Origin of the sequence: Aeoliella sp., assembly GCF_965227375.1 — a bacterium.
Classification (GTDB): domain Bacteria; phylum Planctomycetota; class Planctomycetia; order Pirellulales; family Lacipirellulaceae; genus Aeoliella.
In genome coordinates, this window is record NZ_CBDDFX010000002.1 from 2032464 (window position 1) to 2047239 (window position 14776).

11 protein-coding genes and 1 tRNA gene are annotated in these 14776 nt (G+C 55.3%); 2 read left to right on the forward strand and 10 right to left on the reverse strand.

Annotation, left to right across the window (positions count from 1 at the left end):
- Positions 1–14: 14 nt before the first annotated feature.
- On the reverse strand, positions 15–1025 hold the full coding sequence (locus tag ACQK2L_RS20995) for a hypothetical protein (protein ID WP_425399006.1): 1011 nt from the start codon (positions 1023–1025) through the stop codon (positions 15–17).
- Positions 1026–1344: 319 nt separating this feature from the next.
- Between ACQK2L_RS20995 and ACQK2L_RS21000 the strand changes: the two genes are divergently transcribed.
- Entirely contained in the window at positions 1345–2742 is a 1398-nt protein-coding gene (locus tag ACQK2L_RS21000; protein WP_425399007.1) for a hypothetical protein, read from the forward strand.
- Positions 2743–2821: 79 nt separating this feature from the next.
- On the opposite strand, the gene ACQK2L_RS21005 is transcribed toward ACQK2L_RS21000, so the two are convergent.
- From ACQK2L_RS21005 to ACQK2L_RS21045, 9 genes are all read right to left on the reverse strand, one after another.
- Positions 2822–2923 (reverse strand) — tRNA-Ser (locus ACQK2L_RS21005).
- Positions 2924–3403: 480 nt separating this feature from the next.
- Positions 3404–4039, reverse strand: a complete 636-nt coding sequence (locus ACQK2L_RS21010) for a hypothetical protein (protein WP_425399008.1) — start codon at positions 4037–4039, stop codon at positions 3404–3406.
- Between the two features lie 332 nt (positions 4040–4371).
- Positions 4372–5739 (reverse strand): hypothetical protein, encoded by a 1368-nt coding sequence (locus ACQK2L_RS21015; protein ID WP_425399009.1) that lies wholly within the window; start codon positions 5737–5739, stop codon positions 4372–4374.
- A gap of 5 nt (positions 5740–5744) precedes the next feature.
- Entirely contained in the window at positions 5745–8315 is a 2571-nt protein-coding gene (locus tag ACQK2L_RS21020) for a sulfatase-like hydrolase/transferase (RefSeq protein WP_425399010.1), read from the reverse strand.
- 65 nt (positions 8316–8380) lie between these two features.
- Positions 8381–9796: an arylsulfatase gene (locus ACQK2L_RS21025; RefSeq protein ID WP_425399011.1), complete on the reverse strand. Its 1416-nt coding sequence runs from the start codon at positions 9794–9796 to the stop codon at positions 8381–8383.
- Between the two features lie 17 nt (positions 9797–9813).
- Positions 9814–10305, reverse strand: a complete 492-nt coding sequence (locus ACQK2L_RS21030) for a hypothetical protein (protein ID WP_425399012.1) — start codon at positions 10303–10305, stop codon at positions 9814–9816.
- The gene (locus ACQK2L_RS21035; RefSeq protein ID WP_425399013.1) at positions 10302–11324 is read right to left on the reverse strand and encodes a DUF1559 domain-containing protein; all 1023 of its coding nucleotides are present in this window, start codon (positions 11322–11324) and stop codon (positions 10302–10304) included. The genes ACQK2L_RS21030 and ACQK2L_RS21035 overlap by 4 nt, the downstream gene beginning before the upstream one ends.
- A gap of 43 nt (positions 11325–11367) precedes the next feature.
- A complete protein-coding gene (locus ACQK2L_RS21040; RefSeq protein ID WP_425399014.1) occupies positions 11368–13098 on the reverse strand; it encodes a LamG-like jellyroll fold domain-containing protein in 1731 nt (576 codons plus the stop codon).
- Positions 13095–13631, reverse strand: a complete 537-nt coding sequence (locus ACQK2L_RS21045) for a sigma-70 family RNA polymerase sigma factor (RefSeq protein WP_425399015.1) — start codon at positions 13629–13631, stop codon at positions 13095–13097. Before ACQK2L_RS21045 ends, ACQK2L_RS21040 begins: the two co-directional genes overlap by 4 nt.
- Positions 13632–13964: 333 nt before the next feature.
- On the opposite strand from ACQK2L_RS21045, the gene ACQK2L_RS21050 reads away from it, so the two are divergent.
- Positions 13965–14735, forward strand: coding sequence for a LamG-like jellyroll fold domain-containing protein (locus ACQK2L_RS21050; RefSeq protein WP_425399016.1), 771 nt, complete (start codon positions 13965–13967; stop codon positions 14733–14735).
- Positions 14736–14776 lie beyond the last annotated feature (41 nt).

Here is a 14776-nt window from a genome sequence, read left to right on the forward strand (position 1 = left end):
ACGAGAAGCGTCACTCAGCGGTCTTCAAGAGTTTCGCTGCCGCCAATCCTTATCTGTATCCTCAGAAGTGCATGCGCTGCGCTTACTCGAACATCTTCATGATCGGAAGAAAGCAACTTCAGTAAGCGCTCAGCATCATCCGTCGTTCCAAGCTCAGCCAGAGTATCGGCAAGTATTTTCTCGACTTCTTCCGATTGTTCAGCTGCTTGCTTCAGTGCAGTACTGAGCTGCTGAATACTCTGTTCCTTACCTGCTTCGATGTCGTCGTCCACTCCAAACCGTTCAGCAACCTTCCACGCCAAGGCGATGTTCCGCGCACCAGCCATCTCCTCCAGATCCGATTCGAGGTTCAACTGCGCTGTTCGAACCCCAGTGTCAATGATAGCATCACGAATCATCGGCGATTCATTGGACAAATGCCACAGTGCGTAGGCCGAACGAAGTTTGGTCATTTGGTCATCGCTCAGCAGGAGCGAGGCCAGTCGCACATGATTCTCTTCTTTGTCCTGGTTCTGCTTCTGAACCACAGCAAGCCATAGTCCGTAGGCGAGTTCTCCAGTTCCTTTTTCGCGGGTTTTCGTAACGATAGTTTGTAGCTCGCCACTAGGAAGTTGGATCCCCAGCTTGGCAAGCGATTCTACTGCGTGCAAACGATCAGAAGCTTCGGGGTCCGCTGCAACTCCGCGCAACTTCGCTTCGAACTCGAGGCGGACCTGATCAGAGTCAGCCACACGATACGCTAAACGCCAAGCTCCGATTCGCTCCGGCTTGTTATCGGCGTTTTTCTTTAGTTCCCGCGATACTGTTGCTTCCACTGCTTGCTGATTGCCACAATCGAGTAGGAACTCCGCCGCGTGCACCCGAACCCAGAACCCCTTCGCTTCCAAGCCCTGGTGAAGCACTTCGTGCGCCATTGCTTGAGCGCGTCGGGATAACCCTTTGCCTTTTTCGATGGGATTCGCCAGGGCGGTGGAGTGACAAGCCGCCATTAACAAACTGAACACCAGCGCGAATCTACGGACCATGGTAGGAGTTCCTGATCTGGGCTCTGACGAAGACTGGTCTCGAGAGGCAACCACCAACTGGGTACATTATGTCCGAACAGGATGTTCTCGTCAAATCTGAATCTGCTCTCGGATACCCACGGCAGGGAGAAAAGACCAGCTCGCCTATTTTTAAGGGATAGATCGTCATCCAAGCCAGAATCTAGAAGCGGTGTGGAGTAGCACTTACAGCGGGTTGCAGGCTGGGAAGACCCAGGATAGCATACAACCTGTATGTACATAGTGAGCGGCCTAGCTCCAAATCCGAGGTACTATTCCAGGCCCCGTTTCGAGCACGACCATGTCTCCTTATTTAAAAGCACTAACGTTGCTCCTGCTGGTGCCATGCAGCCTGCTGCGTGGCGAGGTAATTCTGTTTGCCGATGACGAACAGATCAGCCAGCAAGAATCCTTAAAGCGAGTCGTCTTGCCCGCTGAGAAGTTACCGCAGCCGGTCATTCGGGGTGACAAGCCTTGGGCCCAGAATCCGTACGCATACGGCTCTTTCCACTTCGATGACGCGACGAAGGAATACAAGGGGTGGTACCAGAGTATCAACAGTGGTGTAGAGCTCCGCATGGTGATGCTGTACAGCCTTAGTACAAACGGCCGTCGATGGGAGCGGCCGAACCTGGGGCTCGTCAGGTTCCAAGGAAATACGCACAACAACATCCAGCTGGCCATTGGTCATCTCTATAGTCCAAGCGTCGTCCGACTACCGGATGCTGTTGATGGAGAAAATCCTTATCGGCTTGCATTCTGGGATATTCGGAATGGCTCCACGTACGATGGAGGTGGTGGAATGTACACAGCCATCTCCTCCGATGGCATCCATTGGGAGCAAATGAGCGAGGAGCCTCGCTTGATTGCGAAAAAGGAGAGCCAGTCTGTAAGCGACGTTATTGATCTCATGTACGATCCTGCGATCGAGAAGTTTGTAGTGCACGCGAAGTGCTGGAAGTGGGACGGTGAGAAGGCGCTCTATCGTATGATCTGTCGCAGCGAGAGTGAGGACTTCAGCAAGTGGTCGACACCCGAGGTAGTTTTCGACCCGCGTGCAAACGATCCAACTTCTGCCCAAACCTATGGAATGCCAGTATTCAAGTATGGTGGCCATTACTTTGGGCTATTGCGCGTTTATCACAAACCTGGAAACGAGACGATTGAAGTGGAGTTGGCACATAGCCGCGATGGGAAGACTTGGCGTCGCGTGGCTCCTGGGGTGTCGTTTGTACCAGTGGGCGCGGAAGGCGATTGGGATGACGGCATGGTTTTCGTTGCCCCTCCTGTGATTCGCGAGGACGAGATGGAGTTCTTCTACGGGGGATGGGACGGCCCGCACAATGTGGGTGCTCGGCGAGCGAACATCGGCTTGGCCACGGTACCGTTAGGTCGCTTGGTTGCTCTTACTCCCGAAAGTGGATCCGGAAAAGTACTGACACAAGTTATTGAGGGTGATCCTTCGCAACTCACAATCAACGTGGACGCGAGCGGCGGAGAGGTTCGAGTTGGGATACTCGACCGGCTGGGCGAAGCCGTGCCGGGCTGTAGTCTCGAAGACTCGGAAGTCTTTCGGGGCGATACCACCAACTACTCGCCCCAGTGGGGAAACCAGTCGGAACCGCCAGCCTTCCCAGCGCGATTTCAGTTGCTGATCGAGTTGACGGGAGACGCTCGCCTATTTGAAGTTAGATACTAGTTCTCTCACAGGAATCGCCATTCCAACACAAGCGCGTGACGTTACGGCGAGCGCCAGAATTGCCCCACAAATCCAGCGGTCGGGGAGGGATTCGAACCCCCGGTACTCTTTCGAGCACGCCGGTTTTCAAGACCGCTACTCCTATGTGGCAGACGAGTTGCATTAGGTGGACAATTGAGTGGAGCGTCCTATACTTGCAGCCATTATCGCCAATACTGTAGGGCAACCGGATGGCACTTGAATAGGTCTCACGTGTCCAAAAGTGTGTCAGAAATGTGTCAGAGTTGTTCGGCTGAACGCCGAATGGTTCATTCGTTGGTCGAGGTTCACAGCCTATCGCGAGGGCGTGAGAGGAACCGCTAACAGCCCGCAGACCGGAAGTACCATGTGGGAAAGTATGGCTGACGCTTGTTCCTCCTTTCCCCGCACCATCCCGTCCTTCAAACACAACAATGACACGTATCCTTTGTGTTTAACCCAACCTGCAAGGCACACTGTTCGGCCTGAAACCTGCGCAATTCAGCTTCGTACTGCTTGCGTCTTAGCGTTTTGCCAATTCCCATCTTGTTCTTTTTACGCTTCGCAGCCATAAAGCACGAGCTCTTGGAGGGGTTGCACGACCTTGCTTTATCACTGCCCGAAGGAACTAGTTCGTGTCAGGCTATGTACTCTGTTGATACTCTCGAAGAGTCGACTCATCGATGAAGTACAGAGTTTGGCCGTCGACTTCGAGCGTCGCTCCAGCTGCGTACTTGGGGAACCTGACCATGGCGATGGGGTCTTCTACCATGTGTTCCTTTAGGTAGTATTGGTTTTCGTTGAGCGAAAGGTAGGTCTTGACGAAACTCACGATCCGATCATCAAACCACTGTGCGACCGCAGACTCGTCGACAGCATCCAATGGGAACTCGATCTCATCGTGTGTATCGAACTTCATAAGCACTGGAATGATCTTCAAGTCATAGGTGAAGATAGCCCTACGCACGTCGGTATCTGGTACGACGGCAAATCGCAGCTGAATGCTGGCCAACTCCGACTTGAAAGACAACGTAGCGCTGCGCCGCCCTGGTTCGATGTGGGGATCTACTTTCACTCGTTCACCGAATTTCTCCGCTAGCGCTGCAAGACGCGGTTTCCACACTTCACGAAGTTGGTCCAATAGCCCATCAAACTGTTCCAATCGTTCTTGGCGTCCTTGATACTCCTGAACCCGATCGGTCCTCATCTGTTCGATTCGCTGATTGGCAGCAGAGAACTCAGCGTCAATTCGACTTAGCAAGTCGCTGGTATCCGGCATTTCTCACCTCCTGGTCGTTTCCCAAAATACTGCTGTGACTGAAATCGCAGTCTGATCGACAGCCCCTAAAATCGTTTCGATGGAAGCAGGAGAGTATCCCTCGGACCCTGCATTCGATTCACTTGTGGAAGACGCCAATGAACTTCCTTAGTGACTTCCAACATACCACTAAATGCGACAATGCCAAGCGTTTATCGCTTCTCGCCACCGGCCCCAGTAGGCAGGTCCAGAAGTGCGACCCCCCATGCCATGCACCTTTCCCAAGGCAAGCTCCAATGAATGGTAATCAATGACGAAATCTGTGGCATCAGGCAGAATAGGGGGCGTCGAGGCTACGACCTGCACGAAGTAGAGGGCGTCAACCTGCGAGACATCGAACTAAGCACTACGATCGAACCAACGAGTATCGTGCAGACCGACGACGGTTCCGGCACTCCGGATGCCATGCGAGCGAATGCTCCCGGACCGAGCGTTGCATCGTACAGCTCTTCGAACAACAAGAAGTCGTACTCATCAACTGTGCCACTGCCATCGAGGTCACCCGCAGCGTGCGCATCCACGGGAAGCAGGCTGGACACACTTGCGAATAGGTTGCTGCGTAGCAAAGGCCAATCATCCGCCGAGATGCGTCCGTCAGCGTTGAAATCTCCAACCTGTATAGGTGCGAGAATCTCTGTGCCCAAATAGACGACTTCGACAGAGAGGTAGCTTCCATTCGTGAGGGACAAGGTCGCCTCAAGTTCCTCAAACGGACTAGTGATCCAGGCGTTCCCCAATTGAAGTTCCGCGTTGTTTGCAAGAGTCAACTCGCCGAAGGTGCCTTCCGCCAGATCTGTTCTACTTCCCGGAGCGCTAAAGCGAATCCACGCGTCATCCGCATCAACCGAGCCATCGCCACCATTGCTTACCGCGTCAGTACTTTCCGCGATCGGTGTCCAAGCTGCAGCGTCTAAGCTGCCAGCGATAGAGATAATGTCGTACTCGTAGAAAGAGATGTCTCCCCCCGTGAGATTCACGAGCGTCATCTCCCCTGAATCGCGGTCGACCTGAAGCTTCACAGACGGAGGCTCTACCAACAGCGGGGCGACCAGGGCGCCACCGGATCCATCGTCGGTCACACTCAGGTTAACTCCCACCACCGGCGAGCTTCCGAACACCGTGAATTTGTTAAGGTGTTCGGAGAGCACATTGGCTGATGACTCGGCCAGGAAATGGATCGAGGCGGAGAGATCAGAAATATCGACAACAGATTCGTTGACCGGGTTTCCCGAGCCGGAAAGTGTAAGTAGGGCCCCTTGGCCAAGCGACACCTCAAGTTCGGCCAGGTACTGCGTCGATAGTTCGCCATTGGAAATCGTGATCGACCCGATCGAATCTGGAGTCTCCAGCACTCCCACCCCGTTGCCGTTAAGAATGCTCAACGATCCTGCAGACTGGATCAAGCCTCCTCCCGCCCGGAACGCTATCGTGGTGGAGCTGGTAATCACGCCAGTTGCCGTATCCACGACGTAGGTGTCAACAAGATTACTTGAATTGATGAATCCGCCAGTGGGAGTGCCCGACCAATTTGCCAGTTGATTGAAGCTCTGCCCATCTCCCCCGCCGGTCCAGGTGAGCGTCACCCCATACGCAGCCTGCACGCAACATCCTCCGCAAAGGATAGCGGCCAGCAGCAGTCGCAGTTGAGTTACGAATTGCATGGAGTTCACCGCGAGTTCGCGTTACGTGAGATCAGGCCACCGGTGATCGTGGTAAACCGGGTGGCAATGCCGAGCACCGCAAATCCTGCCACAGCGACGACCGTCCCACTCGGTTCGGGCACGGCTTGGACTGCAAACTGGGGCGCAGGCAAGTTGGCTGACAGGAATGCCGAACGCAGCAGGGTCCAGTCGTATCGGTCCACAGTTCCATCGAGGTTCAAATCGCCGTTGCGATAGGAAACAATGTCCGGAACGGGTTGCTGATAGAGCCACCCTTGGACAAAGGCGTTCACATCCGACTGATCGAGTTGGCCATCGAGATTGATGTCGCCCGGTTTCAACTCGAAGTCGCCTGCTACTAATACAACCAGCGACCCTGTGTACCGCACCGAAAGCTCCACGCCTGGTACGTCGGGAATCGAGATAGAATCGAATTCTCCAGCTAGGGCTTCTGCACGCAGGAGGGGAAAGAAGTCGTTGTCTTGAGGCTGGAAGCCAGAGGTAAACAGGATGTCCAGAGCGCCACCCAGGTTGGCTTCTCCTTGAACCTCCAGTTGGTCGAACTGAGTTCCGCCGGCAGTTCCCCCAACCTTGAATTCGAGAAGTCCGCTGTCGAGCTGCCGGTAGTCGCCTTCAACGGTCAGGATGTCTGTTCCGCCGCCCTCGCCATGAATGGCGACTCGACCAAAGTTGTAGACGTCGGCCACGACTTGGCCGTTACCCGTTAGAGCGCCGTCGCTAAGCACATCCACCCAACGCACTGATCGTAGCGTTGCATCCTGCAATTCGATCAAGCCATTTTCGCTGATCCGTATTTCGTTCCGCCCCGTTAGTTCTGCTCCCTGCTCGACAATTACCGTCTGGCTGGCAGCGGGACCATTTCCGCGGACTTCGAAGCCCAGAGTGTCTACGTTCTGATCCACGTGGGCGATACGCGAGCTGCCAACTGTGTTAAATACGACCGCCGACCAATTGCCCGCAGGGTTTCCTGTTCCCGACCAGTTGGAGTCCGATGCCACGCTGCCGTTGTGATCGCCAACCCACGTGTGGTACTCAACACTGTACGAGTCCGGTTGCTCGACTCCTTCAGCCAGTGCAATCGACTCGAGCTTTGACGCTAACTCCAGATTGGCAGACACTTGCAGATCCAGTTCATTGACTTCGCTCGGGTCTGCCTGCAGGTCATACAGTCGCAGAGTTCCATCGCTGTACTTGATCAGCTTGTGATCGTCCTTGACGATGGCCCACCTTCCGTTCTTGCTATCGGGGTCTGGACCGTTTCCCTCGTGATGCTCTTGGATGATGTAATTCTTGGGTCGGTCGATCCCCTGGCCGGTGAGTTCGTGCACCAGGGAGACTCCATCGAGTCCTACCGGTCCACGCGTGCCCGCCAACTCTAGCGCAGTTGGCATGAAATCGGGGAGGTCGGTGTAACGATCGGACACACCGCCTGGCGTGATGGTGCCCTTCCAATAGGCGAAAGCGGGCACATTGATTCCTCCGTCCCATAGGTCTCGCTTTCCGCCTCGCTTCTCACCGCCTGCCTGAAAGAAGGATATCGGCGAGCCATCTTCGGCTGTGGCACCGTTGTCGGAACTGAATAGGATCAACGTGTTTTCCAGAACACTATCCGACTTGTCGTTATCGCCGTTGGGGTCGTTTAACGCTTCGATAAGTTGGCCGACAGCCGTATCTAGACGGGTGATCATCGCCGCGTAGGCTTTTTGGTCATCTGTCCAGGATTGTGCACCTGGAACACTGTCGTACGCGGAAAACCAGTCGGAGTACTGTCGAATGGCGTCGATGTCGAAATGGGGGATCGTGGAGGCGTACTGTAAATAGAACGGCTGGCTGCTACCGGCATGCGACTGGATGTAGTCCAGGCTCTTTTGCGTGACCAAGTCGGCCGAATAGTTCGCGTTGAGGTTCGCGTTATTGTTGCCCGTCTTTTCGAGCCATAGACCATGGTCTGCGTTGGGTTGGTACTTCTCCCCGACTTCGTCCATTCCATCCAAGTCGTCATCGGCGGGCTCTTGGGTCGTCCACAACGAATCGACACGGTAGGAATGAGCCCGGGCGTGGTCCAGGTAGCCATAGAAAGTCTGAAACCCTTGTGCGGTCGGTATCGAATTGGGGCCGTCCACCACGGGGTTGGGACTAAGCCCATCGCCGCCGGAGCCCGTTCCGCCGAAACCCCATTTCCCAAAGACAGCCGTGCTATAACCAGCGGCCTGCAAATAGTCGCCTACGGTGTGCCCTTCGGAACGAAAGACATCGCCGTTTAGATTCGCATTGCTATCGACCAGTGTGTGACCGTTGTGAAAGCCCGAATACAACATGGCGCGACTAGGCCCGCACACGGTGGCCGCGTAAGAGTTGGTGAATCGCAATCCCTGGCCAGCAAGTGCGTCCAGGTTGGGAGTCTGAATCAGAGTTTGCCCATTGAATCCAGCACTGCCGTAGCCAAGGTCATCGGCGAAGATGTGAACGATGTTGGGCGATTGTGCGGAGGTATCCGTCGGGCGAAGCACACCAGACGCAACGACTGCGCAGACCACGAAAGCAAAGTATCTCATGATGCATTCTCACGCACTGGGAGCGGCTTGAGTGTGTCGAAGATCCCGGCATCGAGCCGCCGGCACTATTGCCGCGAGGATTCGTCTTGTTTGGTAAGTCGAATCATGTCCGAAGGAACATGAGCGGACTGGATGTCTTGAAGCAACTCCGTAACGATCTGAGGGTGCTGTGCGGCCACATTGTGTTGTTCGCCGGGGTCCGACTCGAGGTCGTACAGTTCGAATTGAGGATCGCTGTTGACGTCCAAGCGGACTCCCTTCCAGTTGCCCTTTCGAATCGCCTGCTTACCACCCTGTTCGTAGAACTCCCAGTACAAGTAGTCATGCCTCTCCTGGTCGCGATTGCCCAGAAGTGTGGGTACGTAGCTGATGCCGTCGACCTCTGGCGGGCAGGTAACACCAGCTAGTTCACACGCGGTTGGCAAAAAGTCCCAGAACGCCGAGACATGATCCGATGTGCTGTCAGGGGCGATGGTGCCCGGCCACCGTACGATGGTAGGCACGCGAATACCACCCTCGTAGAGATCCCGTTTGCCGCCGCGATATGGTCCCCCACTGTTGAAGTTGTCGCGACTCCATCCGCCTTCGGACATGGGACCGTTGTCACTGCAGAAGATGACCAGCGTGTTCTCCGAGATATTGAGCTCTTCGAGCTTCGCTAGCACCTGCCCGACCGAATGGTCGAGGTAAGTTACCATCGCCGCATAGGTTGCCTTGGGATGCGACTCTCCGCGATAGTGCCCGCCATCGTAAGGTTGCTCCTCAAACTCCCCAATGAACTTCTGTTTCCACTCTTCAGGGACATTCAGATCGGCGTGGGGTTGCTGCAACGAGAGATGCAAAAAGAACGGATCATCGGCATGGATTTCCAAGTACTCGAGGGACTTCTCCAAAAACAACTCGCCGCTGTAACGGGTGCCTTCCTTGCCGGAGTTCTGCGGATATTCGATTCGCTCGCCGTTGCGCCATAGAAACGGAGGGTAATAACGGTGAGCATGGGTATGGCTGACGAAGCCAAAGAAATACTCGAATCCCTTCCGGTTAGGGAGACCTCCATCATCGCTGTTGCAAGACAAACCGCTCTTGCCAATCATGGCAGTGTGGTATCCACCCTTGGCGAGCAAAGATGCCACGGTAATGTCGTGCGGATCTTCACGGAATTGAAGCTCGCCGTTGATGCGCTGATAGACGTGACCAGTATGTCGCCCTGCCATCAAGCAAGCGCGCGATGGTGCGCACACAGTGCAGCCTGCATAGTGGCTGGTTAGCAGCATACCATCGGAAGCCATTCGGTCGAGATTCGGCGTCTCGAAGTTCTTCTGCCCCAGGCAACTCAAATCACCGTATCCGAGGTCATCGGCAACGATGAGAATGATGTTCGGCTGCGCGCGATCCTTCGCATGCAAGCAGTTCTGCCATCCGAATACCGAGGCCGCCGCAATGACACTTAATTGCAACGCCCATCGCACACCCCAGCTCATACTACAACTTGAAACCACTATTTGGTCGCCCTGATTAAGTCGAAATCGAAGGTATCATCCGCCGGCGAATTCAATTCAATCGTGAGTTCGGAAGCGTTGTTATAACGATCCGGAATCGATTCGCGTATCTCTTCCATCTTGCCGCCAGGCGCGTCGGGGTGGCTGATCATCTTTCCCGTCGGTTGAGGGGATGATATCCGAACCACAAAGGAGGTGGGGTGCGACTCGACGCTCAGTGGTATAGTGTAAGCCCCTTCCGTGATCGCGGCACTTGCGGTCGAACCACTTTGCGTTGGCTGCAAGGAAATGCGTCCATCGGACAGTGGTGTACCATCCAGAGTTACGGTTCCCTTGATCGTCTGCTGGCCATCCGCCCCGCAACCACTTGTAGCCACGAGCAATAAGGCTATCCCCAAGATTGCCAATGGTTGTTTGTGTATCTGCTGGAAGTGTTGCACTGCTTTTTCGAATGCGGGATGGCAGACTGCTTGCTGGAGTAGATCGTTCATTGCAAACTTGCCGTAACCTCTCCACCATTGATCGTACTGGCTGCTTGCCAGACGGTTAGGTTTATGTCGTCGGAGATGAACTGGACGGAGGCGTCGCAAAGCAACACGACCACTCCGCCCGGGTGTCGGCTGCGGGACATCATGCGGCCTTCCTTGACATCAGTGCTTTGCTGACAAGGGAAATCAATGTCGGCCGACGAACAAGCCGACACGTCCGCACCCGAGCTATTGGGCGTTTCTCGGGTGTTGATTTGGTAGGTGCCGAAGTCGTCGTTCCAGATTCGCCCTCGACGGTCGCACGTCGTTAGTTCAGGAGTCTGCACCATCTCCATCATGGCGAGTGTGTTGCTGGTGCCATCGGTGATATGACGGAACTTTGCTCCCCACTGTAGGTGAAATGGAGCACCGTGCATTTTTACAGCATCGGCAGAGTTGGAGTTGCAGCCTCGCGTCGGCACCACCCCTTCGCGCGTTGAACGCAGTTCGACCACTTGGCAATCGTAGCTCCATGGTCCCCAGTTCACGCCGTAGTTTCCTTTGAAATCTTGGGCCGTGCCGGCATCGCACTTTTGGGTGCGCTGCGGCTGGTCGCTCGGGCAGGTGTAGACGGGTTGTGAAACTACGAACGGCGAGTTCGGATCATTGATGGCCGAATGGTAGTCGTTGAACTGGTACTGCGAATGCAAAGTGCCTTGTTCGATGTAGGGAAAGAGATGGATCGCCATCGGCGAACGCCGGTTATAGGTTCCCGACAGGTTGTAAGAGAGCGATGGAGAAGTAGGGTCTCGTCCTTCCGCACCGAGTGGGAAGGCGCCCTTGGTGTCGTGGTGGTTGTGAAGTGCGATTCCCAGCTGATGCATCCTGTTCTTGCAGTCGGTCCGTCGCGCTGCCTCGCGAGCCGCCTGTACCGCTGGCAACAGCAACGCCACCAGAATACCTATAATGGCGATTACCACCAGCAGTTCCACGAGTGTGAATGCTCGCTTCTTCAATGCTATTTGAACTCGAACAAATCGCATGTCTCTATTCCTTCCCTGCATGCGGGTCTTAAACAATCTAAGTTCAGTTAGAGGTGGGACTGTCTTGAATGGAGTCGTCTGCTTGCTGGACAGAAATGCCATACTTCCCACCCAGGTAAGTACTGACCTTCGCGACGTCCTCTTTCGCAAGTGCCTCGTTGTAGATCAGCAACTCGGCGATGTCGCCACGGAAACACGAGCCATGCAATGGGTGGCGGCCAATGATCTTGCGAGAAGTGAACGACTCACCTGTGGGAGCGTTGCTGCTCCCCTGACTCTGCCCGTTAGTCCATAGTTCCGCGTGATTCTTCTCCGGGTCGTATACATAGGCAAGGACGACAGGATCGTTGTTCTCGGCAGCCTGCTTCATGCGCACCTCGCCCAGATGGGCGTATACACCTTGCTGTTCCAATCCGGCGTAGATGTACGCCCGGTACTTGCCGGGGTTATCCATATCGTCAATCTGGAGAATACGAAACGCTCGCATCGTCTTGGGAAGATCGAAGGGAGGGCCGTTGTAGTTGAGTATCTGCCGTTTCTCGACCTTCGCGAGCGGAGCCTCATGTCGCTGGAACACGACAAACACCGTTTGCTTGGGGGTCGTCAAAAACGGGGTGGTACTCAAGTAGCTCTTCATGCCATCGAAACGCAGCGCTGGCTTGTCGTTGATCGCCTTGTCGACCCAGAGCGGGCGGGAATCCTCGTCGTGCTGCCAGGCATCTTCATCAGACTGATTATCCCCGACGAGAATATCCCGCCACGCAACAACTCGATTGGCACCGTCCCTCTTCACAAGTACATCAGCAGCCAACCATAGCTGCAGTCGTCGATCCGCGGGGAGTGGAGGCAAACTATCCTTGTCCAGATGAGCCGAGATATCACGAACGAAGCGATTGGCCTCGGCGAAGTCTTGTTCCCGGGCGAGGCCTTTCTTGAATCTTGCGGCTTCGTCCTTGACCAGGGAGAGAGCCTCATCGGTAGTATTGCCATCCGTATCGACAGGCCACGTGAGCACTTCGCCTTCGAATACGTGGACCTCGGTATCTCCTTCAGAGTCCACTTCCATCCCGAATTCAGTACCCAAATCTACGACTCGCGCCGTGGGGGTCGAGACACTAAACCCATGGGCTTGAACGGGGCACACCGCGCTGAGCTTGCCAAACGGCATCGCGCAGTCCATCGGCGATTCGACGACGAATTCCACGGGCCCCTGAAGAATCAACTGAGCGCCACTTTCGAACGTCAGCTTGGCGATGCCGGAATCTAGTTTGAGAACTCGTCCTTCCTCGAGTGGTTCCCCATAGGTTGGGGCAGGAACGCCTTTCGCCCAGCGACAATCGGACAAACCGGTTAGTGTAGCAGCTAGCGTCGGCAACGCATCGCTCGTGCGACGGCTATCCTCCGAGCTTGCCACCGTGCCTGGGCCTGCCTCACCGCCGGGAAAATGCAGCCAACCTGCAAGGTACAACAAAAGCGAGGCTGCAATTGCGGACGCCACGGCGCTTACTAGCGGGTAGAAGCTTCGTCGCTGCCTTGCCTGTGGTATTGGAGTGATTTCTTGGCGCTGTGCAGCGGAAGGCAGTGAAGCGGCACGGTCCCGAAACAGCCATGCCAAGTCGCCACACAGCCACGCCATCTTCACGTAAGCTTTGCGAGTGCTGGGGTCTTCGACGATAAGCTGCTCCAGCCGCCGCAATTCGTTGGTGGACAGTGGCTCGTCAGCCATGCGTTCGACGACTTCTTCCATTCGAGGAGTATGTTCTGGCTCGCTCATGTCACGTGCTCCTCCTGCTTGAGCGACAATTCCACGCACTGCAGCAGAGCGCGGCGGATTCGACGAAGCGATTTGTACAGCGTGCTGAGCGGGCGCCCCAACTCGGTGGTCAACTCCGCCGCCGATCGCCCGTTCAGGTAGCGGGCGGCGAGTAGCTCACGGTCGGAATCGGACAGCTTTTTGACACAGCCTTCCAACTGTGCACTGCGACTTGATATGGCGGCTGAGTCCTCTTCAATCTCACGGGCCAGCAGTTCAACTGTTTCCGAAGTGAAAACCAACTTGTCTGCACCTCGTTTTTTTACATGAGCCAACACACGAAAACGGGCAGTCGTTCGCGCCCATGCGCCGAAGTCAGTACCTGGTTGGAACTGATCGAACGACCGCCAGAGCGCAATGCAGGTCTCCTGAAAGACATCTTCCACGTCATCAGGTGAATGGAGCAGAGTGCGGATATACGAGTAGACAGCCCGCTGCTCTTGGTTGTAGAGCCGCAGGAAATCTTCCGTTACCTTCTCGTTACGGGTTTCCATATTCACCTCGATGGTGGGTAGAGTGGCACCGCTGTCGCCTACTGTTAAGCGACCATCTGCGTCCTTTTTACCCCCGAATCTCGGGAGAACACCAGAAAATACAAAAAAAGCCTAAGTGCGTGCACTCATCCTTACCTGCTTCGTTTGCCCCTCTCCGAACCGGAATCGAATTCCTGTGATTTTTTCTTTTTTGAGTAGAAGTTGGAAGCATGGTCGCACTAATCCCTTTGACAGACGTGGTGTTCGCTTGAAGCAGCGTCCATCGCAGCTAAGCTCAATCCCCCTCTGGTGTAGGAAAACCCACATCGCCACACATCTGGGAGAACTGAACCAATGACACGACTTCTCGGAACTCTTCTAACCCTCCATTTCTCGTTGCACCTAGCCGCAGTATCTCAGGCAGCTTTGATTGCCCACTACACATTCGATACAGACGGCACTGCATCGGTCGGCGCCGACGCCACGCTGGGGGCGGCTGCAAGCATCGACAACACGGACTTCGCCGTGGGCACTGGAGCCCTTGCACTGTCCGGAGCTCCTACATCTGATACCCCGGGCGCCGACGGCGCTGTATCGGGAGATGTCTTTGACTGGAGCACTTCGGATACACGCACGGTTGCCTTTTGGATGAAAGCCTCGGCTGGGGACGTTGGAGATAGTGGAAGCACGATGATCTCCCTCGGTTCCGGCACGTCGGCAGGCAATCGTTTTGACGTACGTCTATCGGGAGATGCACTCCGGCTAGAAGTCCAAGCCGGCGGAACTACAACTTCGAACGTCGTCGCCGATGGCCACTGGCATCACATCGCTTTGGTCGTTACCGACCCTGCTACCGTGAGCAACGTTGAATATTACATAGATGGCGTTTCTCAAGGCACTTTCGGGGGGTCGGGAACGGCTATCGCCACAGGTGTTGGGCCACTCCGTATCGGCGACAGCTACCAAGATGTTAGTCGCGATTTCAAGGGTCTCGTCGACGATGTTCGACTGTACGACACGGCGCTAAACTCCGAACAAATCGGCACCCTAATTCCCGAACCCAATGCCATCGCCCTGATCGGCCTGGCCTGCGGCGTCGCCGGACTAGTGAGGCGCAAGAAATAACATCTCTTTCAGGCAATGGCACCGGGCGTGGGCTAACACCG